This window comes from Streptomyces sp. NPDC005799, assembly GCF_040630525.1.
Lineage (GTDB): Bacteria > Actinomycetota > Actinomycetes > Streptomycetales > Streptomycetaceae > Streptomyces > Streptomyces griseorubiginosus_B.
In genome coordinates, this window is sequence record NZ_JBEXXQ010000023.1 from 56645 (window position 1) to 76527 (window position 19883).

Annotated in this window: 17 protein-coding genes and 1 pseudogene; 9 read left to right on the forward strand and 9 right to left on the reverse strand. The window is 72.2% G+C overall.

Annotated features, from left to right (window positions below; all coding sequences use genetic code 11):
• Positions 1–99: 99 nt before the first annotated feature.
• Together ABZ453_RS23100 and ABZ453_RS23105 are read left to right on the forward strand one after the other, a co-directional pair.
• A complete protein-coding gene (locus ABZ453_RS23100) occupies positions 100–582 on the forward strand; it encodes a DUF456 domain-containing protein (protein WP_359017151.1) in 483 nt (160 codons plus the stop codon).
• A gap of 67 nt (positions 583–649) precedes the next feature.
• On the forward strand, positions 650–1018 hold the full coding sequence (locus ABZ453_RS23105; protein ID WP_359017153.1) for a PPOX class F420-dependent oxidoreductase: 369 nt from the start codon (positions 650–652) through the stop codon (positions 1016–1018).
• A 13-nt stretch (positions 1019–1031) separates the two neighbouring features.
• Here ABZ453_RS23105 and ABZ453_RS23110 read toward each other — a convergent pair whose 3' ends face one another.
• The 7 genes and pseudogenes from ABZ453_RS23110 to ABZ453_RS23140 form a co-directional block, all read right to left on the reverse strand.
• Positions 1032–1517, reverse strand: a complete 486-nt coding sequence (locus tag ABZ453_RS23110) for a methylated-DNA--[protein]-cysteine S-methyltransferase (RefSeq protein WP_359017155.1) — start codon at positions 1515–1517, stop codon at positions 1032–1034.
• 3 nt (positions 1518–1520) lie between these two features.
• Complete coding sequence (locus tag ABZ453_RS23115; RefSeq protein ID WP_359017301.1) at positions 1521–2903, reverse strand: AlkA N-terminal domain-containing protein; 1383 nt, start codon at positions 2901–2903, stop codon at positions 1521–1523.
• A gap of 63 nt (positions 2904–2966) precedes the next feature.
• Positions 2967–4067, reverse strand: a complete 1101-nt coding sequence (rsgA, locus tag ABZ453_RS23120; protein ID WP_359017157.1) for a ribosome small subunit-dependent GTPase A — start codon at positions 4065–4067, stop codon at positions 2967–2969.
• A 207-nt stretch (positions 4068–4274) separates the two neighbouring features.
• Positions 4275–5759, reverse strand: a complete 1485-nt coding sequence (locus tag ABZ453_RS23125; RefSeq protein WP_359017160.1) for a cellulose-binding domain-containing protein — start codon at positions 5757–5759, stop codon at positions 4275–4277.
• A gap of 843 nt (positions 5760–6602) precedes the next feature.
• Positions 6603–7922 (reverse strand): radical SAM protein, encoded by a 1320-nt coding sequence (locus ABZ453_RS23130; protein WP_359017162.1) that lies wholly within the window; start codon positions 7920–7922, stop codon positions 6603–6605.
• Positions 7923–7981: 59 nt separating this feature from the next.
• Complete coding sequence (locus tag ABZ453_RS23135; RefSeq protein ID WP_359017164.1) at positions 7982–8701, reverse strand: pyridoxamine 5'-phosphate oxidase family protein; 720 nt, start codon at positions 8699–8701, stop codon at positions 7982–7984.
• Positions 8702–8815: 114 nt separating this feature from the next.
• Positions 8816–9824 (reverse strand): annotated as a pseudogene (locus ABZ453_RS23140) (hydroxyacid dehydrogenase).
• Positions 9825–9931: 107 nt separating this feature from the next.
• Here ABZ453_RS23140 and ABZ453_RS23145 point away from each other — a divergent pair.
• From ABZ453_RS23145 to ABZ453_RS23165, 5 genes are all read left to right on the forward strand, one after another.
• Positions 9932–11176 carry an FAD-binding protein gene (locus ABZ453_RS23145; protein WP_359017166.1) on the forward strand — a complete coding sequence of 415 codons (1245 nt, stop codon included), beginning with the start codon at positions 9932–9934 and terminating at the stop codon, positions 11174–11176.
• A gap of 107 nt (positions 11177–11283) precedes the next feature.
• Positions 11284–12651 carry an MFS transporter gene (locus ABZ453_RS23150; RefSeq protein ID WP_359017168.1) on the forward strand — a complete coding sequence of 456 codons (1368 nt, stop codon included), beginning with the start codon at positions 11284–11286 and terminating at the stop codon, positions 12649–12651.
• On the forward strand, positions 12648–13655 hold the full coding sequence (locus tag ABZ453_RS23155; protein ID WP_359017170.1) for an ATP-binding cassette domain-containing protein: 1008 nt from the start codon (positions 12648–12650) through the stop codon (positions 13653–13655). Before ABZ453_RS23150 ends, ABZ453_RS23155 begins: the two co-directional genes overlap by 4 nt.
• Positions 13656–13657: 2 nt before the next feature.
• A complete protein-coding gene (locus ABZ453_RS23160) occupies positions 13658–14461 on the forward strand; it encodes an ABC-2 family transporter protein (protein ID WP_359017172.1) in 804 nt (267 codons plus the stop codon).
• A gap of 4 nt (positions 14462–14465) precedes the next feature.
• Positions 14466–15266, forward strand: coding sequence for an ABC-2 family transporter protein (locus ABZ453_RS23165; protein WP_359017174.1), 801 nt, complete (start codon positions 14466–14468; stop codon positions 15264–15266).
• 9 nt (positions 15267–15275) lie between these two features.
• Here the strand turns inward: ABZ453_RS23165 and ABZ453_RS23170 are convergent, their stop codons facing one another.
• Complete coding sequence (locus tag ABZ453_RS23170; RefSeq protein WP_359017176.1) at positions 15276–16601, reverse strand: MFS transporter; 1326 nt, start codon at positions 16599–16601, stop codon at positions 15276–15278.
• Positions 16602–16693: 92 nt separating this feature from the next.
• On the opposite strand from ABZ453_RS23170, the gene ABZ453_RS23175 reads away from it, so the two are divergent.
• The gene (locus tag ABZ453_RS23175; protein ID WP_359017178.1) at positions 16694–17281 is read left to right on the forward strand and encodes a WHG domain-containing protein; all 588 of its coding nucleotides are present in this window, start codon (positions 16694–16696) and stop codon (positions 17279–17281) included.
• Positions 17274–18101, forward strand: coding sequence for an alpha/beta hydrolase (locus ABZ453_RS23180; RefSeq protein WP_359017180.1), 828 nt, complete (start codon positions 17274–17276; stop codon positions 18099–18101). Before ABZ453_RS23175 ends, ABZ453_RS23180 begins: the two co-directional genes overlap by 8 nt.
• Before the next feature lie 17 nt (positions 18102–18118).
• On the opposite strand, the gene ABZ453_RS23185 is transcribed toward ABZ453_RS23180, so the two are convergent.
• Complete coding sequence (locus tag ABZ453_RS23185) at positions 18119–19828, reverse strand: DUF2264 domain-containing protein (protein ID WP_359017182.1); 1710 nt, start codon at positions 19826–19828, stop codon at positions 18119–18121.
• Positions 19829–19883 lie beyond the last annotated feature (55 nt).

Sequence of the window (19883 nt, forward strand, 5' to 3'; positions counted from 1 at the left end):
ACCGGAGTGACCCGGGCCCGGATCCCCTTCGCGTCGGTGACCGTACCCCGTACCAGATGCTGACCTGCGCTTTCTGTATCCCTCCGGCACCCTGGGCACATGGGAGTGTGGGACCTCCTGCTGGTCGGTCTGGTCCTCCTGCTCGGCCTGTGCGGAGTGCTGGTGCCCGGGGTACCCGGGTCGTGGCTGGTGTGGGCCGCGATCCTGTGGTGGGCGCTGAAGGACCCGCGGCCGGTCGCCTGGTGGGTCCTGGTCGGCGCCACCGGGGCGCTGCTCCTCTGCCAGGGGGTCCGCTGGGCGCTGCCGCCCCGTCGGCTGCGGGCGAGCGGCGCCACGCCCAGGATGGCGGTGTACGCCGGTACGGGGGCGCTCCTCGGCTTCATCCTGCTTCCCGTGCTCGGCGCGATCCCGGGCTTCATGGCCGGCGTCTACCTCGCGGAACGCCTCCGTCTCGGCCGCCACGGCGAGGCGATGGCGGCCCTGCGCAGGGCGATGCGCTCGGGCGGCTTCAGTGTCCTCACCGAACTGTTCACCTGCCTGCTGATCATGGGCGCGTGGCTGGGCGCGGTGATCGGGGGATGACGTAGGTCCCGCGGACTAGGCCGAGGACCCGATGTGGAGGCGCGGCCGGTGTGTTTGGGTGAGGGGCATGAGCGAATTCAGCGAGGCCGAGCGCGCGTATCTGAAGTCGCAGCGGCTGGGACGGCTGGCCACCGTCGATCCGCACGGGCAGCCGCAGGCGAACCCGGTCGGCTTCTTCCCGCAGGACGACGGCACGATCCTGGTCGGCGGGTACGCCATGGGCCGCACCAAGAAGTGGCGCAACCTGCGGGAGAACCCGAAGGTCGCGCTGGTCGTCGACGACGTCGTCAGCCTGCGCCCGTGGAAGGTGCGCGGCATCGACATCCGCGGCGAGGCGGAACTCCTCACCGGGCCGCACGAGTTGGGCCCGCACCTCAGCGAGGAGGTGATCCGTGTCCATCCGCGGCGGATCCACAGCTGGGGGCTGGAGGACTGATCCGCCACCGCGGCTACAGGCAGCCCTCCAGGGTGAGCAGGCGCACCTTCCGCTCCAGCCCGCCCGCGTAGCCGGTCAGTGAGCCGTTCGCGCCGATCACCCGGTGGCAGGGCCGGACGATCAACAGCGGATTGGCGCCGATGGCACCGCCCACGGCCCGTACGGCGGCCCGGGGTGCCCCGATCCGCGCGGCGATCTCGCCGTACGTCGTGCTCGCCCCGTACGGCACCAGGTCCAGGGCGTTCCACACCCGTTCCCGGAACTCGCTGCCCGCGGTGCTGAACGGCAGCCGGAACTCCTTGAGTGCGCCGGCGAAGTAGGCGGCGAGCTGTTCCTCGGCGGCCCGGAAGGCGGCGGGCTCGTGCCGCCAGCCCTCCCGCACCGCGGGGCCGTTCTTCTGTCCCGGCACGGAGACGGAGGTGAGCGCGCCGGCCGGGTCGGCGGTGAGCAGCAGCGGGCCGAGGGGGCTGTCGACGCGGGTCCACACGGTGGTCGTCACAGGTCAGTCCAACTCTCCTGCTGTGCGCAGGTGTCGCAGGGCGTAGGAGCGCCAGGGGCGCCAGCTGTCGGGGACGTCGGGCCCGGGCGGGGCGACGTCGGGGTCGCCCAGGGCACGGGTGCGGATGACGGCGACCGTGGCGGCGTCCAGTCCGGGCAGGGCGAGCAGCGCCGCCTCGGCGTCGTCGCGGTCGGCGCCGGGGTCGAGGCGGACGGCGCCATCGGCGAGGGCCGCGGCGAGGGCGCCGAGCGTGCCGTGGGGTTCGGCCTCGGCGAGGACGGCGGGTTCGGGGAAGAGGTGGGTGAGGCTGCCGGCGGGCGAGTCGAGCGCCTTGCCGTAGCGCCGTACCAGCCGCTCGGCCTCCCGCCGCCCGACCAGCGCCCGCACCGCCAGCTCCTCCGCGTCGGCGGCACCGGGCGAGCGCAGTCCCGGCCGCGCGGCGACCAGCGGAGCGAGCCGCGCGTCCGCGCCGAGCCGCTCGTCCACGGCGTAGGGGTCGGCGTCCAGGTCGAACAGGCGCCGCAGCCGCCCCACGGCGGTGGTCAGGTCGCGGGGATCGGCGAGCTGCAACCGCGCCTCGAGCCAGCCCCCTGGATGGGCACCGGACACGGTCCTCACCAGGCCCGGCCGCTCGTCGACGGCGACGACGCCCGTGCCGTGCGGAAGGCGGAGCGTACGACGGTAGGTGCGCCGCCCGCGTGTCCCCTGGACCTCCTCCACGCCGGGCACGGCCTCGGCCGCGAGCAGGTCGAAGACGGCGGCGGCCTGGTACGGGCCCCGGTGGGCGAGCCGCAGCGGGATCCCCACCGCCTGCTGACGGCCCCTGTGCTGCGGCGCGGCGGCCCGCAACTCGCTGGGCGTCGCGGCGTACACCTCGCGGATCGTGTCGTTGAACTGCCGCACACTGGCGAACCCGGACGCGAACGCGATCTCCGTGATCGGCAGATCGGTCGTCTGCACCAGCACCCTCGCGGTGTGCGCCCGCTGGGCGCGGGCCAGGGCGACCGGTCCGGCGCCCAGCTCGGCGGTCAGCTGCCGCTGCACCTGCCGGGCGCTGTAGCCGAGCCGCGCCGCGAGCCCGGCCACGCCCTCCCGGTCGACGACGCCGTCGCCGATCAGTCGCATGGCCCGGCCCACGACGTCCGCGCGCACGTTCCACTCCGCCGAGCCCGGGACCGCGTCCGGACGGCACCGCCGGCAAGCCCGGAAACCCGAGCCCTGCGCGGCGGCGGCCGTCGTGAAGAAGCGGACGTTGCGGCGGTTGGGGGTCACCGCGGGGCAGCTGGGCCGGCAGTAGATCCCGGTGGTCTCGACGGCGAAGAAGAACTCCCCGTCGAACCGGGCGTCCCGGCTGCGTACGGCTTCGTACCTGGTGTCCTCGTCCATCACGCCGTCCAGTCTCCGCCCGAGGGGGCAGACGCGGCCAGCGGGATTCGGACGTGGCGTTGCCTACCGTCGGCGGCCCCGCTTGGCCTCCATGGCCGCCCTGCCCTCCGCCCCCTTCCGCTTCCAGTCCCGGCGGAGCTCGGCGCGCAGGCGGGCGTCCGTCTTGGCGACGATCCACTGGTTCTCGCGGATCAGCTTGCGGTAGCTGTCCAGGCGCCGCACGGCGAGTTCCCCGGCGTCGACGGCCGCCAGCACCGCGCACCCGGGTTCGGCGGTGTGCGCGCAGTCGTGGAAGCGGCACCGTTCGGCCAGTTCCTCGATCTCGCTGAAGACCTGACCGACCCCGCTCTCGGCGTCGTACAGCCCGACCCCGCGCAGACCGGGCGTGTCGATGAGGACACCCCCGCCGGGGAGGGCGAGCAGGTTGCGCGTGGTGGTGGTGTGGCGCCCCTTGCCGTCGACGTCCCGCGCGGCCCGTACGTCCATCACGTCCTCGCCGATGAGCGTGTTCGCGAGGGTCGACTTGCCGGCACCGGACTGGCCGAGCAGCACGGACGTGCCGCCGGAGACGAGGGACACGAGGACGTCGAGCCCGTCCCCCTCGACCGCGCTGACCAGCAGGACGCTCACGCCGGGCGCGGAGAGCTCCACGTCCTGGACGAGGTGCGAGCGGGTCACCGGGTCCGGCACGAGGTCGGCCTTGGTGAGGACGACCAGGGGCTGGGCGCCCGACTCCCAGGCGAGGGCGAGGAAGCGTTCGACGCGGCCCAGGTCGAGTTCGGCGGCCAGGGACACGGCGACGATCGCGTGGTCGACGTTGGCGGCGAGGATCTGCCCCTCGGACCGCTTGGAGGAGGTGGAGCGTACGAAGGCGGTGCGGCGTGGCAGATACGAGCGCACATAGCGGGGGTTGCCGCCGGGTTCGACGGCGACCCAGTCGCCGGTGCAGACGACCCGCAGCGGGTCGTGCGGGGTGACGAAGGCGGTGTCGGCCCGCAGCACCCCGCTCGGGGTGACCACGTCGCACTGACCGCGGTCGACCCGGATCACCCGCCCGGGCAGGAGCCCTTCGGCGGCGTACGGGAGGAAGGCGTCCGCCCAGGCCTCGTCCCAGCCGTAGGGAGCGAGCGCGGGGAGAACGGGGGAAGCAGAACTGGAAGTCAAGGGGTGACCCTTCACAAGGGCGGCCACCGGCAAAGAGTTTGGGACTTCGGTGAGTCAGCCGACGGCCACGGAGGTGGACTTGATGAACTGGATGCGGGCAGCGCCCATCGTCATGACAGCCATCGGTCGACACCTCCTCGTCCTGTGCCTGTGTCTGTTCCTCGTGCGGGAACCGCCGCAACAGTAGCCCGTCACGGCGGAGGCGCGTCAACTGCTTTTCGCGCAGCTGTGTCCGTTGAGCGTCACGTCGTACGCCGGGGCGTTCTTGCCCTTCCAGGAGGCGAGGAAGCCGAAGGAGAGGGTGCCGTCGGCGGGGACGGACCGGTTGTAGTCGGCGGCCTTGGCGGTGACCCGGGAGTCGTTCTGGCCGAAGCTGGCGTCCCACATCTGGGTCACCTGCTGGCCGTCCCGGAAGGACCAGGCGACGCTCCAGTCGCCGAGGGCGTCGGCGGTGGTGACGGAGAGGGTGGCCTGGAAGCCGTCCGGCCACTGGTTGACCAGGTCGTAGGCGTAGGTGCAGGTCGTCGGGGAGCGGTCCGCCGACCCCGTACTGGCCGTCGAGGAGGAGGTGCCCTGCGGTTCGGGGTCGGGGTTCTTGTCGCCTGCGGACCTGGTCGCCGAGGCCGTGGGGCGCGGGCTCGGGGTGCCGGTGGCGGAGGCCGTGGTCGCCGGCGGGCTGAGGTCCGGCAGGGACGGGCCGGGGGCCGCCACGGGGCTGCTGTCGGTCGGATCACCGCTCGCCGCGGTGCCCTTGTCGCCGCCGAACGGCATCAGCGAGACGGCCAGTGCGAGCAGCGACACCACCACGGCGGCGACGAGCAGACCGTTGCGCAGGACGCGGGCGCGCTGGGCGCCCGTGACGGGCCGGCCGCCGTCCCCGTCGGCGGGCTCCGGGCGTCCCGCGCCGAGGCGGACCTCGGCGGCCCGTCGGCGGCGCTCCAGGTAGGCGAGGCCGCCCCAGCCGATCACCCCGCCGGTGAGGGCGGCGGGCAGTCCGCCGCCGTGCGGGCGCAGACAGGCGGCGGCCTCGGCGCAGTCCACGCAGGTGGCGAGGTGGCGGGAGAGGTCGGCGGGGATGTCGGCGGCGGGCGAGCGGGTGACCGCGTCCAGCAGCCGGGCGTAGCTGCGGCAGTCCGCGTCCATCGGCGTGTCGAGGTGGGCGCGGTGGCAGCGGTCCCGGAACAGGCCGCGGACCTGGGCGAGTTCCTCGCCGACGAGGGCCGGATCGAGCCCGAGGCGGCGGGAGACCACGGACGTCGGCAGCGCCTCCACCTCGGCCAGCCACAGCAGTGCCGCGTCGGCCTCCTGGAGGTCGCGCAGACCGCGCAGGGCGAGCGGGCGCTGCAGCGGGGGCCCGGTGTAGCGGGCGGCCTTGTCCGAGTGGAGCCACAGCCGCAGATCGGGGTCGAGGTCGTGCCCCCGCCCGCTCTCCTCCCAGGCGGCCGCCGTGGTGCGTACGGCGGTCAACAGCAGCGGGATCATGGGGAGTCGCGAGCGGCGGCCGGCGCCTTTGGCCAGGCCGCCGTCGCCGACGCGGACCTCGCGCATGCCGAGCGCGAAGGCCTCGGTGGCCAACTGGGTGGCCGCTTCGGCGCCGGCTGTGCACAGATCGGCGTAGGAAAGCACCGCGTCCCAGCACTCGGAGAACAGCGCGGCCTCAGCGGCGTCCTTCGGGGTCGGCAGGTCGGGCATGGGTCTCCTGCATCCACGAGCGAGGTCAACTCACTTGATTGGCAACGGAGTTGTGGGGAACCTCGCGGGAGCCCGAGCCTTTCACAACGTCGTCACAACTGACAAGCGCCGTATTCAATTCGGTTACCGGCGGTCGCGTCAAGTGACCTGGGGACCTCGTTCGGCCAGCGGTTGGAGTACACCATCGCGACCACCCGCCCGCACGCGTCGAGTGCCTCGGTCCGGTACTCCCGTGCCCACTCCGCTTTGTTGCTACGAGAGTTATACGGAAGGAACGTCAAGAAGTATCGATCCCGGCCGAGATTTATCGGTCCGTCACGCCTTCCGTCCTGCCACACGACCCGGACGGCGACGGCCGCATCGGGTGCGCGGCCGGGGACGCCGACCCACCCTGACAGCGCGTTGGCGTCCACGGTGGACCACAGCGCGGGGGCACGGTGGCCGTCGCCGCGGAAGCACTCCGACCAGCCGCCGGAGTCCGTCGGCCGCCCGCCCGGCTCCAGCAGGTGCAATTAGTGGCACAGGCCCCCGGACCTGTTGGGCGCCTCCCAGTACTGCATGCGCAGTCCGTCGGGCGTCGCCGCGGAGAAGAGCAGCCGCGCCCTGTCGGTGTCCGGCGCCAGGCGACGAGGAACGTCTCGGCCACCGCGTCCTGCGCGCTCTCCGCGTCCGCGGCACGGCGCCGGGCGAAGCCGAGCACCCGCCCGTAGGGCGCCGTGTACAGCGCGCGAAGCCGCTCCTCGGGCCCGAGGCCCCCGTCAGGTGTTCCGTCCTCCGGCACACCCGCCCCCCTTCCGTCCGCCGCTCGCGATGACACCCCTATGTCCGGCGGAGGGAGGGGAGTTACACCTCGGCCGGCTCCTGCGCGGGCAGGCTGTCCATGAAGGAACTCACCGAGAAGACGGCGCGGCCGGGTCCGGGCGGGCCGTAGCCGGGGGGCGAGGAGAGACCGAAGTCGTCCATGGTCTGGCGGTAGGCCTGCAGCAGCCGGATGTGGTACTCCAGCGGCGCGCCCTGGGGGTTGGCCTTGCCGAGCGGGGTGGTCGGCTCGGGGCACCAGGTGGTGAAGCGGGGCGTGATGCCGTGCGACATGAAGAAGCGCAGCCCCTCGGTCGTCGAGGCGATGGCCTCGTCGACGGTGGTGAAACCGAAGGGCTCCGCCATCTCCACGCCCGCCACGAAGTTGGGAATGACGTTGCGCGCGCCGAAGACCTCCGCCGAGTCCAGGATGCGCTTGTGCCACTCGTCGCGGCCGACGTAACGCTCCTTGCCGGGGCAGTACAGCTCGAACAGCCGGCGGTCCCACACCTCGTAGTTGGGGTGGTAGATCTGCACGCCGTAGTCCTTGAACCGCTGCACGTCGTCGCGCGGCAGCGCCTGGGCGACCACCTTGCCGATCCAGCGGCCCGGGAAGCGCTCCTCGATGGCCTTGGCGTAGTGCCCGTAGAAGTCGGCCTCGTCGCGTCCCGCGACCGTTTTCGTAATGGCGCCGCCGGTGAGGGTGTAGGCGGTGGAGGCCTTCTGGGTGTCGTACCGGTCGATGATCTCGAGGGCCTCCAGCACCTCCTCGACGTCCTTCACCCCGGTGTACGGGCGCCCGGCGGCCTTGTGCTGGCGCCAGTTGTGGTTGATGTCGCAGTACTGGCACTCCTCCTTGGCGCCGAAGTACTGGCAGACGCGGAAAACGGTGAGATAGATGAGATAGCCCCACTGGATCGTCGGGGCGACCTCCATGACGGACTTCCCGTTGGAGAGGGTGTGCCGGTAGTACTCCGGCATGGGCGGCACACCGACGTCGGAGATGCGTTTTCCGTCGAGGTAGAGCCCGAGCACGCCCTCCTCGTCGGCGGCGACACGGTAGGGCGAGGACGGGTTCACCCGCACGGACACCACGGTCCGCCGCAGGTCGTACGGCCCTCCGGTGAGGATGATCTCCTCCGGCGGCCGGCGCAGCGCGGCCTCGCCGAGCTCCGGCAGGGTGCCGTGGTCGAAGGAGAAGATGAAGTACGACTTCGGCTTCACCTCGCCGCTCTCGTTGTCGCTGAGGGCGGACGGGTCGAAGGCGACGCCCCCTCGCAGCAGGTCCTCCTTAAAGACCGCTTCCCGCGGTACCTGCGGGAACCGCTCCATCAGATCCTCGACCAGCGCGGTACGGCTGCCCATCCCGATCTCTCCTCCCGGCTCAGGCGTTCGACTCCTCACGGTATGCCCTCGCCCGCGCGTCAGCCGTGCCGGGTCCCCGCACGGCGCGCGATGTGTCCCGGTACGGGAGTGTCCGGCGGGAGCAGCGGGTCGGGCACGGGCGCGCCCCAGACCGAGGTCAGCGGCAGGGTTCCGGCCCACAGTCCCAGCTCGGCGTCCGGTCCGTCACCGTCGTCCGGCGCACCCGTGCGGATCTTCACCGACGCCTCCTCCAGCGAGAGCGCGAGGAGGGTGGTGGCGGCGAGCTCCTTGCGGTTCGGGCCCCGGGCGTACGACCACTGGCCTGGCGCCGCGTGCTCGGTGAGCCGGCGCAGGCCCGCCAGTTTCTCCTCCGGGTCGGTGACCCTGCGGGCCACGCCGTGGATCATCGCGCTGCGGTAGTTGACGCCGTGCTCGAAGACCGAGCGGGCCAGCACCAGTCCGTCGACGTGGGTGACGGTGACGCAGACGGGCGTACCGCCCGCGAGGCTGCGGCCGGCCACCGAGCCGTGGAGGTAGAGCCGCCGCTCGTCCCGGCCGTAGACGGTCGGCACGACCAGCGGCCGCCCCTCGACCACGACGCCCAGATGACAGACGAACCCGGCGTCGAGGATCGCGTCGAGATCGGCCCGCTCCAGACTCCCCTGTTCGCGCAGCCGGCGGTGCCGGGTGAGGTCGGTCACGGGCAGGGTCGCGGACAGGGCGGTGGGCTGGCCGGCGGGACGGTCGCCGGGTACGCCGGGCGATGGGTCGTGGGCCATGGAGCCGCACGCTACTGATATCGCCGGGAAAACGCTATGGAAAGATGCAAACAGCGGATGTAACGCATGACGACAACGAAATCCGCAGCAAGCGGCGTCGGTCACGCCTCCCGCTCATGCCTCCCGCTCCAGCGCCCCTGGATCGACCGCGTACGCCGGTTCCTCCCCGGCCGCGAAGCGCGCCGCCTCCTCCGCCACCGTCCGGCCGAGACGGGCCACCTCGTTGCCCTGGGATCCCGCCAGGTGGGGGGGTGACGAAGGCGTTGGCGAGCCCGTAGAGGGGTGAGCCGGCCGGCAGGGGCTCGGGGGCGGTGACGTCGAGGACCGCGGAGAGGCGGCCGGTGCGCAGTTCCGCGATCAGCGCGTCGTGGTCGACCAGGCCGCCGCGTGCCGTGTTGATCAGCACCGCCCCGTCGGGCATCAGCGCCAGCTCGCGCCTGCCGATCATGTGCCGGGTCTCGGCGGTCTCGGGGGCGTGCAGCGTCACGATGTCCGAGGTGCGCAGCAGGTCGTCGAGCTGAAGCAGCGGTACGCCCAGTGCGGCGGCGCGCGCCTCGTCGACGTACGGGTCGGCGAGGCTCGGCCGCAGGTCGAAGGGGCGCAGGAGGTCCAGCAGGCGGCGGCCGACGCGGGAGGCGCCGACGACGCCGACCCGGCGGCCGTGGTTGCCGATGCCGGGTACGAACTCCCAGCCGGGAAAGGTGTGCCCGGCGCGCAGCCGGTCCCGGGCCGTGAAGGCGTCCTTCCCGGCGAGCAGGATCGCCGCGAGCGTGTACTCGGCGACCGGGATCGCGTTGGCGGCGGCCGCCGAGGAGACCGCGATGCCGCGCCGCCACACCTCGGGCGTCACGAAGCCCTTGACCGAGCCGGCCGAGTGCAGGACCGCGCGCAGCCCGGGAGCCGCGTCGAGGGCGGCGGCGTCCAGCACGGGGCAGCCCCAGCCGGTGACGAGGACCTCCGTGCGGGCGAGGACCTTCCGCACCCGGGGGTCGGCGAAGTCCTCGGCGACCAGTCCGGGGTCGATGTCCACGGACTCGTTCAGCCGTGCCAGCACCTCCGGCGGAAACACCTGCGGAACGTTCTCGGCCGTCATGGCGAACAGCGCCTGGGGACGCTCGGGCAACGAAGGGCCTTCCGGCTCGGGGACGGGCGGTGGAAACCGGTATCTACGCTAGGCCGCGGCAAATGAGAGGGTCAACGCATGGGCACTCTCCGGGAGGGACGACACAGATGACGACCACGGTCACCAACTGGGCGGGAAACATCACCTACACCGCCAAGGAGCTGCACCGCCCCTACTCGCTGGACGGGATCAGGGATCTCGTGGCGCGCAGCGCGAAGGTACGCGTGCTGGGCAGCGGGCACTCCTTCAACGCGATCGCCGAGCCGGGCCCCGAGGGCATCCTGCTGACGGTCGCCGACCTGCCCCCGGTGATCGACGTCGACACCACCGCCGGGACGGTACGCGTCTCGGGCGGCGTGCGGTACGCGGAACTCGCCCGGATCGTGTACGCGCACGGGCTGGCCCTGCCCAACATGGCCTCCCTGCCGCACATCTCGGTGGCCGGCTCGGTCGCCACCGGCACCCATGGCTCGGGGGTCGGCAACGGGTCGCTCGCGGCGCCCGTGCGCGAGGTGGAGATCGTCACGGCCGACGGCTCCCTGGTCACCATCGGACGCGGCGACGACCGGTTCGAGGGTGCGGTGACGTCCCTGGGCGCGCTGGGCGTGGTCACCGCGCTCACCCTGGACCTCGAGCCGTCGTACGAGGTCGAGCAGCGCGTCTTCACCGAACTGCCGCTGGAGGGGCTGGACTTCGAGAAGGTGGCGGCGTCGGCCTACAGCGTGAGCCTGTTCACCGACTGGCGGGCGCCCGGTTTCCGGCAGGTGTGGCTCAAGCGGCGCGCCGACCAGCCGCTGTCCGACTTCCCGTGGGCCGCGCCCGCGACCGAGAAGCTGCACCCGGTGCCGGGGATGCCCGCGGTCAACTGCACCGAGCAGTTCGGGGTGCCGGGGCCCTGGCACGAGCGGCTTCCGCACTTCCGGGCCGAGTTCACGCCGAGCAGCGGCGCCGAGCTGCAGTCGGAGTACCTGCTGCCGAGGCCGTACGCCCTGGACGCGCTGCGCGCCCTGGACGCGATCCGTGAGACGGTCGCGCCGGTGCTGCAGATCTGCGAAGTGCGCACGGTGGCCGCCGACGCGCAGTGGCTGAGCCCGGCGTACGGGCGGGACACGGTGGCGCTGCACTTCACCTGGGTCGAGGACACGAAGGCGGTGCTGCCGGTGGTGCGGCGGGTGGAGGAGGCGCTGGAGGGCTTCGACGCGCGGCCGCACTGGGGGAAGGTCTTCACCGTTCCCGCGTCGGCGCTGCGCGAGCGCTGTCCCCGGCTCGGCGACTTCCGGGAGCTGGTCCGCTCGCTCGACCCGCACGGCAAGTTCGCCAACGCTTTCGTGCGGGACATTCTGGGCGACTGACTTTATACACCCCATGTTTTAACCCGTTGCCGATTCACCTCGGTAGCCCATACTGTTGCGCCGCGCCGGGCCCACATGGCTCCGGCCTGCCCAAGGTCGGAGGTCAGGTGAGCGAGACGGTCCTGAGGACCCCCGCGCCGGCCCGGCTGTTCTCACGGCCGGCCACGGCCGCGTCCTGCGGCGGGTTCGTCCTCATCGGGATGCTCCAGGCGCTCTACGGTCCGGCCGTGCCGGGCCTGCGCGCCGAGTTCGGCCTGTCCCCGGCGGGCGCCGGGCTCGGTCTGAGCTTGCACTTCACGGGGGGCGTGGCGGGCGTCCTCGCCTTCAACGCGATCCACTCCCGGATCAGCAACAGAGCTCTGCTGGCGGCGAGTTACGGCCTGATGGCGCTGGGCGCCGCGGGCTTCGCGCTCGCCCCCGGCTGGCCGCCCGCCCTGGCCGCCGCCTTTCTCGCGGGCCTCGGCTTCGGCGGTATCGACTACGGCCTCAACCAGCTCTTCGCCGTCGGTTTCGGCGACCGCTCCACGGCCATGCTGAACGTGCTCAACGCCCACTTCGGCATCGGCGCGGTGCTCGGACCGGTGGTGGTGGCGTGGCTGGGCCGGGACGCGTACACGTACGCCTTCGGGGCATGCTCGGTGCTCGCGGCGCTGCTGGTGGTCGCGGGGTCGAGCGGCGTCCGCACCCCGGTGAGCGACGCGGAACCGGCTTCGCGCACTTCGATGACCGGCGCGGAACCGATTCCCCGCCCGCCGACGACCGTCGCGGAAGCGGTTTCGCGCACGTCGGTGACCGTCGGGCAACCGGTCTGCGGGACTCGGGCAACCGACCCCGAACGGGATCCCCGCACTCCGGTGACCGAGGCGGAACCCGTCCACGGCACTCCGCAGACCTACGCGGAACCGGTTCCCGCGAAGGGCCGGCTCGGGCTCCCGCGCGTCCTCCTCGGCTTCCTCGCCCTCTACGTCCTCAACGTCGCCGTCGAGGCCGGAGTCGGCGGCTGGGAGCCCACCCATCTGGAGACCGTCGGCTACGGCGCGACCGTCGCCGCGTCGGCGACCTCGGTGTACTGGCTGATGATGACGGCGGGCCGCTTCCTCGTCGTCCCCGTCGCCCTGCGGTACTCCCCCGAACGCATCCTCACCGTCTGCGCGGCCGGTATGACCGTGTGTCTGCTGCTGGCAACGGCAAAAGGACTGGCGCCGGTGGCGTACGCCGGTGTTGGGTTGTTCATCGCGCCGGTCTTTCCGACCGGTCTGCCCTGGCTGAACAGGGCCCTTCCCCAGGCGAGGCGCGCCGGTGCCTGGGTCATCGCCGCGTCGATGGCCGGCGGGGTGGCGGCGCCGCCCCTGCTGGGCGTGGGCATCGAGACCTGGGGCATCCCTGCGGTCCCCTGGCTGCTGACCGCGCTCTCCGCCGCCTCGCTCGCGGCAACCGTACGGCTGATCCAGCTCACCCGGAGGTCCGTCGAGTGATCGGCAGCATCGAGGTCCGCTCCCTCTCCCGCTCGTTCCACACCACCGTCCGCCGGCCCGGTTTCACCGGCGCCCTCAGATCCCTCGTCAACCCGGAACGGGCCGTCAAGCACGCCGTCTCCGACATCTCCTTCGATGTGGCACCGGGCGAACTCCTCGCCCTGCTCGGCCCGAACGGCGCCGGGAAGTCCACCACCATCAAGATGCTCACCGGCATCCTCACCCCCACCTCCGGCGAGGCCCGGGTGGCGGGCGTGGTGCCGTACGAGGACCGGGAACGCAACGCCCGTAACATCGGCGCGGTGTTCGGGCAGCGTACCCAGCTGTGGTGGGACCTGCCGGTGCGGGAGTCGTTCGCGATCCTGCGCGACATCTACGAGGTGCCGGGGGCCGAACACGCCGCGCGCCTGAAGGAGTTCGACGACATCCTCGAACTGTCCTCCTTCTGGGACACCCGGGTGCGTCATCTCTCCCTGGGCCAGCGGGTGCGCTGCGACCTGGCCGCGGCCCTGCTGCACGACCCGCCGGTGGTCTTCCTCGACGAGCCGACCATCGGCATGGACGTGGTGGTCAAGGAGCAGGTCCGCGAGTTCCTGCGCCACCAGGTCGAAGAGCGGGGCCGTACCGTCCTGTTGACCACGCACGACATGACCGAGGTCGAGCGGCTCGCCGAGCGGGTCGTCCTCGTCAATCACGGGCGGCTGGTCCTGGACGGCACCCTCGACGAGATCCGCCGCAAGTACGGCTCGACCTGGCAGGTGCGGGCCACCCTCGCCGACGCGCACACCGACGTCGTACCGCCGCCGGGCATCGTGCTGCTGCGGCAGGAGGGCCCGCAGGTCGTGTTCGGTCCGGACGGACCCGACGCGCCCACGGTCCACCAGGCGCTCAAGGCGGTCATCGAGCGGTACGAGGTGACGGGCATCGCCATCGACGAGGCGGACCTGGAGGACGTGATGCGCGCCGCGTACGTCCACGCCGGGCCCGGCGCGGAAGGGGCCTGACGGTGGCAGTCCTGCACGCCTGGCGCGCCGCCCGCGTCACCCCGCTCGGTGAACTGCACGCCCCGCCCCGGATGACGGCCGTGCTGGTCCGGCTGATCGTCCAGGTGGTGCTGGTCGCCTCCCTGTGGAACGGCCTGTACGACCGCACGACGGTCTCCGCCGGGATGAGCCGCGACCAGGCCGTCACGTACGCCGTGCTGGCCGTACTCGCCTCCCGGCTGCGGGAGTTGGACCAGTACGCGGGCCGGGACACGGTCATCCAGCACATGCACTTCGGCACCATCGTCTACTGGTATCTGCGCCCGCTGTCGCCCGCCCGCTACCACGCTCTGCGCGCCCTCGGCGAGCAGGTCTACGGGGCCGCGTGGGCGCTCGCCGGATACGCGGTGTGCCTCGCCGCCGGGGTGGTGGAGCCGCCCGAATCGGCCGCCGTGGCCGGGGTGTTCGTGCTCAGCCTGCTGCTCGGGCAGCTCGTGCTGTACCACGTCATGCTCCTGCTGGACCAGATGTGCTTCTGGACCGTGCGCAACAGCGCCGCCATGCTCATCCTGATCTTCGCGCAGAACCTGATGTCCGGGGTGTACGCCCCCCTGTGGTTCTTCCCCGCCTGGTTCCGCACCCTGAGCACCTTCCTGCCCTTCCAGGCGACGCTCAACGTACCCCTGTCGCTGTACGTCGGCCGCATCGAACTGTCCGACGCGCCACTGCAGTTGGCGATCCAGGCCGGCTGGGTCGTGCTGCTCCACCTGTTCACCCGGTTCCTGTGGCGGCGGGCCGCCCGCCGGGTCATCTCCCAGGGAGGCTGAGGTCATGAACGCCGTCAAGATCGCCTGGCGCGTCACGCGTCTCAACTTCCGCTCCCAACTGGAGTACCGCACCGAGTTCCTGCTGATGGTCGCGATCGGCGCGATCTGGCAGGTGTCGGTGATCGTGTTCGCGACCGTGCTGCTGACCCGGTTCAGCGGGATGGGCGGCTGGGACAGCTCCGACGTGCTGCTGATCCCGGCGACGCGGATGCTGGCGCACGGGCTGTTCGTCCTGGTCCTGGGCCGGATGCACGGCATCGGCCGGTTCATCCAGGAGGGGCAGATCGACGTCTATCTGCTGCGGCCCATGCCGGTCCACCGGCAGGTGCAGCTGCAGTACTTCCCCACCAACGCGATCGGTGACCTGACCGTGGCCACGGGGCTGATGGTCGGCGCCCTGTCCCGCAGCCACCTCGACTGGAACGCCGGCCGCGTCGCGTATCTCATCGTCTGTCTCGTCGGCGGCATGCTGCTGGAGGCCGCCCTGTTCACGGCGGTGGCCAGTGCGTCCCTGCGCTTCCCGACCGCCGACTACTGGAGCCGCTGGCTGGAGGAGCTGCTGGGCACCTTCGGCAGCTACCCGCTCAACGTCCTGCCCAAGGCGGTGGGCGGCTTCCTCACCTTCGGCATCCCGCTGGCATTCGTCGCCTACTTCCCGGCGGCCGTCCTCACCGGCCACGGCCACGACACGGGCGTCCCGTACTGGCTGGCGGCCGCCTCCCCCCTCATCGGCGTCCTCGCCTACCTCGCGTCCCGCTTCCTGTGGCGCTGGAGCCTGCACCACTACACGGGCGTCAACGGCTGACGGCCCGCCTCAGGACGGGCGCCCCGACCGCCGTACCGGAGTGAACAGCGCCACCGCGGCGATCACGACGCACAGGCCGCCCGCCACCAGCGCCACCGGGGCGGTGCCGTGCCGCTCGGCGGACCAGGTGAGGGCGGCCGCGCCGATCGGGGCGGCCGAGTAGTGCAGGGTCCAGAAGGCGGAGGTGACGCGGCCCAGCAGCGGCTCGGGGGTGACCTCCTGACGCAGGGACATGGAGCAGGTGCCCGCGATGCCGACGCACCCCAGAAACGTCGCGCTCAGGCCGGCCACCACGGCCACGTCCCGCGTCCACCCCAGGCCGGCGAACGCCAGTCCGCACACCGCCGTCGCGCCGGCCCAGGCCCACCCGAACCCGAACCGACGGCGGATCCGGGCGACCAGCAGCGAGCCGGCGATCGTGCCGAGCGCGCCGCACGCCATGACCGTGCCGACGGTGCCGTCGTCATGGCCGAGGTCGTGCTTGACGTGGTAGATGACCAGGTCGGTGAGGCCGAGGGTGAGGAAACTGAAGCCGAAGAGGAGGGCGGTGAGGGAGCGCAGGACCGGGTGCCCGTAGAGGAAGGACACTCCCGCCCGCAGGTCCCGCCACAGACCGGCCCGCCGCGCCGCCCGGTTCTCCGTGGGACCTGCACGGTCGTCCGCGGGACGCGGGCGGATCCGGACGAGGAGCAGACAGGCCGCCGAGACCCCGAAGCTGGCCGCGTCCACACCGACGGCGGAGGCGGGGCCGGCCCACGCGGCGACGAGCCCCGCGCACACCGGCCCGAGCACGCCCGCGGCGGCCGCCGTCGCGTTCAGCCGGCCATTGGCCTCGGTCAGCCGTTCGGTGGCGACCAGCCCCCGTACGACGGTCACATATCCGACGGCGAAGAACGTCCCGACGGCCTCGCACAACGGCAGCACGCCGTACAGCAGCCAGATCCGCGGACCGAACACCCACACCAACGGGATCGCGCCGTACAGCACCATCCGTACGAGGTCACAGCCGATCAGCAGCCGCCGCCGGTCGACCCGGTCCACCACGACCCCCGCGAACACCCCCGCCACCACCGACGCGGCCCCGCCCACCGCCGTCAGCAGCCCCATCCGGGCGAGCGAGCCGGTGGCCTGCAGGACGAGCAGCGGAAGGGCGATCAGCGCGAAGGAGTCGCCGAGAACGGAGAGCGTCTGGGCGGTCCAGAAGACGGCGAAGTTCCTTTGACGCCAGAGGGGTTGGGGGGACGGGGGCGATGACTGGGTGCTGATTCCGCTTCTCCCTTCCCGTGGACAGTGCTGTGTCACCCTGCCCGACCAGCGCCACGTGCCCACCATCACGGCGTCAAAATATCGTTCGCTTCAGGGGACCTAGTACTACTAGCCTTGCACCTAGAGGCCCTAGGAAATGGGCGAGTCAGGAGGTCGTACGCATGGCGCGAGCCGGTCTCACCCCCGAGCGGATCACCGCGGCCGCCGTCGATCTCGCCGACGAGGTCGGTTTCGAGAACGTGACTCTCTCCGCCCTGGCCCGGCACTTCGGGGTCAAGGACGCGAGCCTGTACTCGCATGTCAGGAATCTCCAGGATCTGCGGACGCGGATGGCGTTCCTGGCGGGCGGCGAGCTGATCGACCGCATCGCGTTCGCGGTCGCCGGACGGGCCGGCAAGGACGCGCTGGCCGCCTTCGCGGGCGCCTACCGGGAGTTCGCGCTGGAGCGGCCGGGCCGCTACGCGGCCACGCAGATCCGTATCGACCAGTCCCTCGTCGCCGACTCCCCCGCGCTGCGCCGCACCGCCGAGATCACCTACGGCATGCTCCGCGCCTACGGCCTCGACGAACCCGACCTCACCGACGCCGTACGCCTGCTGCGCAGCACCTTCCACGGCTACTGCGCCCTGGAAGCCACCGGCGGCTTCGGCGCCCCACGCGACGTACAGCGGTCCTGGGACAAGGCCGTGGACGCCCTCCACATCGCACTTCGGCACTGGCCGAGGGAAGGACGGCAGGACGATGACTGAGCCGCACCACGACGTACGGGGCAGCGGGCCCGTGCTTCTGATCATCCCCGGTGGCGCCGGGCACCCCATGGGCCTCGATCCGCTGACCGACGCGCTCGCCGACCGGTTCACCGTCGTGACGTACGACCCCCTCGGCCTCGCGCATGGACGGCTCGGGGAGCCGGTGGAGGACCAGCGGGTCGAGGAGTGGAGCGACGGAGCGCACCGGGTCCTCGAAGCGGTCCTGCCCGAAGGCGGGTCGGCGTACGTCCTCGGCACCAGCTCCGGCGCCATCGTGGCCCTCGACCTGCTCGCCCGCCGTCCGGAACGGCTGCGGCACGTCATAGCCCACGAGCCGCCGTGCGTCGGGGTACTGCCCGACGGCCCCCGGCACCGGGACATGTTCCGGGCGGTGTACGACACTTACCGCGCGGCAGGCCCGCGGGCGGCGGCGACACGGCTGAACGCCGCGCTGACGGGACAGGAGCCGTCGCCGGATCCGGTCGGCGGCCACCCCTTGTCCCGGGACGAGGAGTTGAGGAACCCTATGGCCCTCTTCCTCGCTCACGTCCTGCGCCAGTTCACCTCCTACCCGGCCGACCTGGCCGCCCTTGCCGACTCCCGCAGCCGTCTCACCCTTGCCGCCGGTTCCGACTCGCGGGGTCACCTCCTCTTTCGGACGGCCGAGTTCATCGCCGACCGCACCGGCAGCCGCTTCGTCGCATTCCCCGGCGGTCACGTCGGCGTTGCAAAACACCCCGCCGCGTTCGCCGAACGGCTCGTCCGGACGCTGGCCGCGCTCGACGACCGCAGTGCGCCGCTGCCCGGTTGGCCCCTGTGACTGCCTCGTCCAAGGCTTCATCCCGCCGGCCGAGGCTCCTGGACGACGACCCTGCTCCCCGCGTCGTCGAACAGGACCCGCACGTCGGGCCCGTCGCTCCACCGCACGGCCAACTCCCTTGCTCCAGTGGCCTTCACGGACACCGTCTCCCTCAACGGCACAGGATCCGCCTGCCCGGTGAGCCGTGCCAGCGCCACGAAGAGTGTGTCCTCGTCGTCGGTGATCCCGGTGAGCGCGTCCGACAGGCCGACGGCCGGGAGGAGTTCGGCTCGTAGGCCCTCCCGTTCCGCCGTCCACCCCGTCACCCGGACCGGCGTCCCCGGTTCCGCACCGGTGACTCTGAACGCCCGCACCTCCACGGCCCCTCGCACCAGCACCACACTGGTGACCCGGGCACCCGCACCGGCGAGATGCCGTGACGCCGCCCATCCGTCGCCCACGCCCAGCGGCTCGATCTCCGTCCGGCCCGGGTCGTCGCCGACGATCACGCTGTTGTCGTACGACGAGGAGGGCGCCGTCGCCGTCGAGTACGCGAGGCGCGTGTAGTAGGGGTCATAGCGGACGTCCTCGCTGCCGTGGTTGTGAAGGCGCACCAGTCCGTCCGAAGCGGTCGACTGCACAAGCCAGTTGGGCGGGGCGATCGGTGTCGTCGCGTCCGCGCGCTCGGCGGGTCCCGGTTCCTCCGTCGCCGTCCACACCGGGTGGTCGGGCGGCAGGAGGAGGCCGAGGAAGCCCTTGCCGGCCCAGTAGGGCGAGGCGGGGCCCGAATAGCCTTGCAGGACGGCCGGGTCGGGGCCGTGCCAGCCGAGGGTGAGGAGACCGCGGTCGTCCACGGCGCCCCGTTCCAGGAAGTACTTCAGGGCGCCCGAGGCGAGCCTGCGCGTCTCCCCCGGGGCGAGGGGCGTCCGGTCCGTCAGCGCGCCGAGCCACAGCGGTGCCGTGGTGGCGAAACGGTAGGTCAGGGAACGGCCCTGGTGCATCGGCGCGCCGTCGCCGCCGAAGAGACGCGCGTAGTCCTCCAGATGGCGCGAGAGTCTGCCGCCGTAGAGGTCGAGCAGGCGCTCGTCGTCGGCGAGCCACGCGTGCAGCACCGGGTAGAGGTGCATCGCCCAGCCGTTGTAGTAGTCGAACTTGCGGCCGTCGCCGTCGGTGTACCAGCCGTCCCCGAGGTACCAGTCCTCGACGCGTTCCAGGCCGCGGTCGACCGCCTTGCGGGAGGCTGCCGTCTCGTACCCGATCTCGTCGAGGAATCCGCCCACCGTCACGGGAAACAGTTCCCAGTTGCACGGCCACGCCGCGGCGGTCAGCGCTTCGCCGAGCCAGGCCGCCGCCCGCTGTCGAACTCCGTCGTCCAGCCGGTCCCACAGCAGCGGGCGGGTCAGGCGCAGGGCGAGGGCGATGGAAGCGGCCTCGACCAGGGGCTGCCCGCGGTCCTCGATGCGGGGCCAGACGCCCGCCGTGCCGGCCGCGAGGCCCTCGGCGTAGCGCTGGAGGGCGCTCTCGTCGCGGCGGAACGCCGCGAGGAGGAGCGTACGGGCGTATCCCTCAAGGCCGTCGGAGAGTCGGCCCGACCAGCTCTGGCGGTCGCCGGGGAGGTGGTAGAGCGCGCCACCCTCGGCCGCGTACGGCTCGACTGCGGCGAGCAGGGCGTCGGCGGCCGCCTCCCAGTGTGCGCGGGTGTAACCGGTGCGCGGGCTCAGGGTCTCGTCGGCGGAGGGCAGGTGCATCGGCTCCCTTTCAGGGAATTGCGGTAACGACCCGGCTCGGGGAAGCGACCCGGCT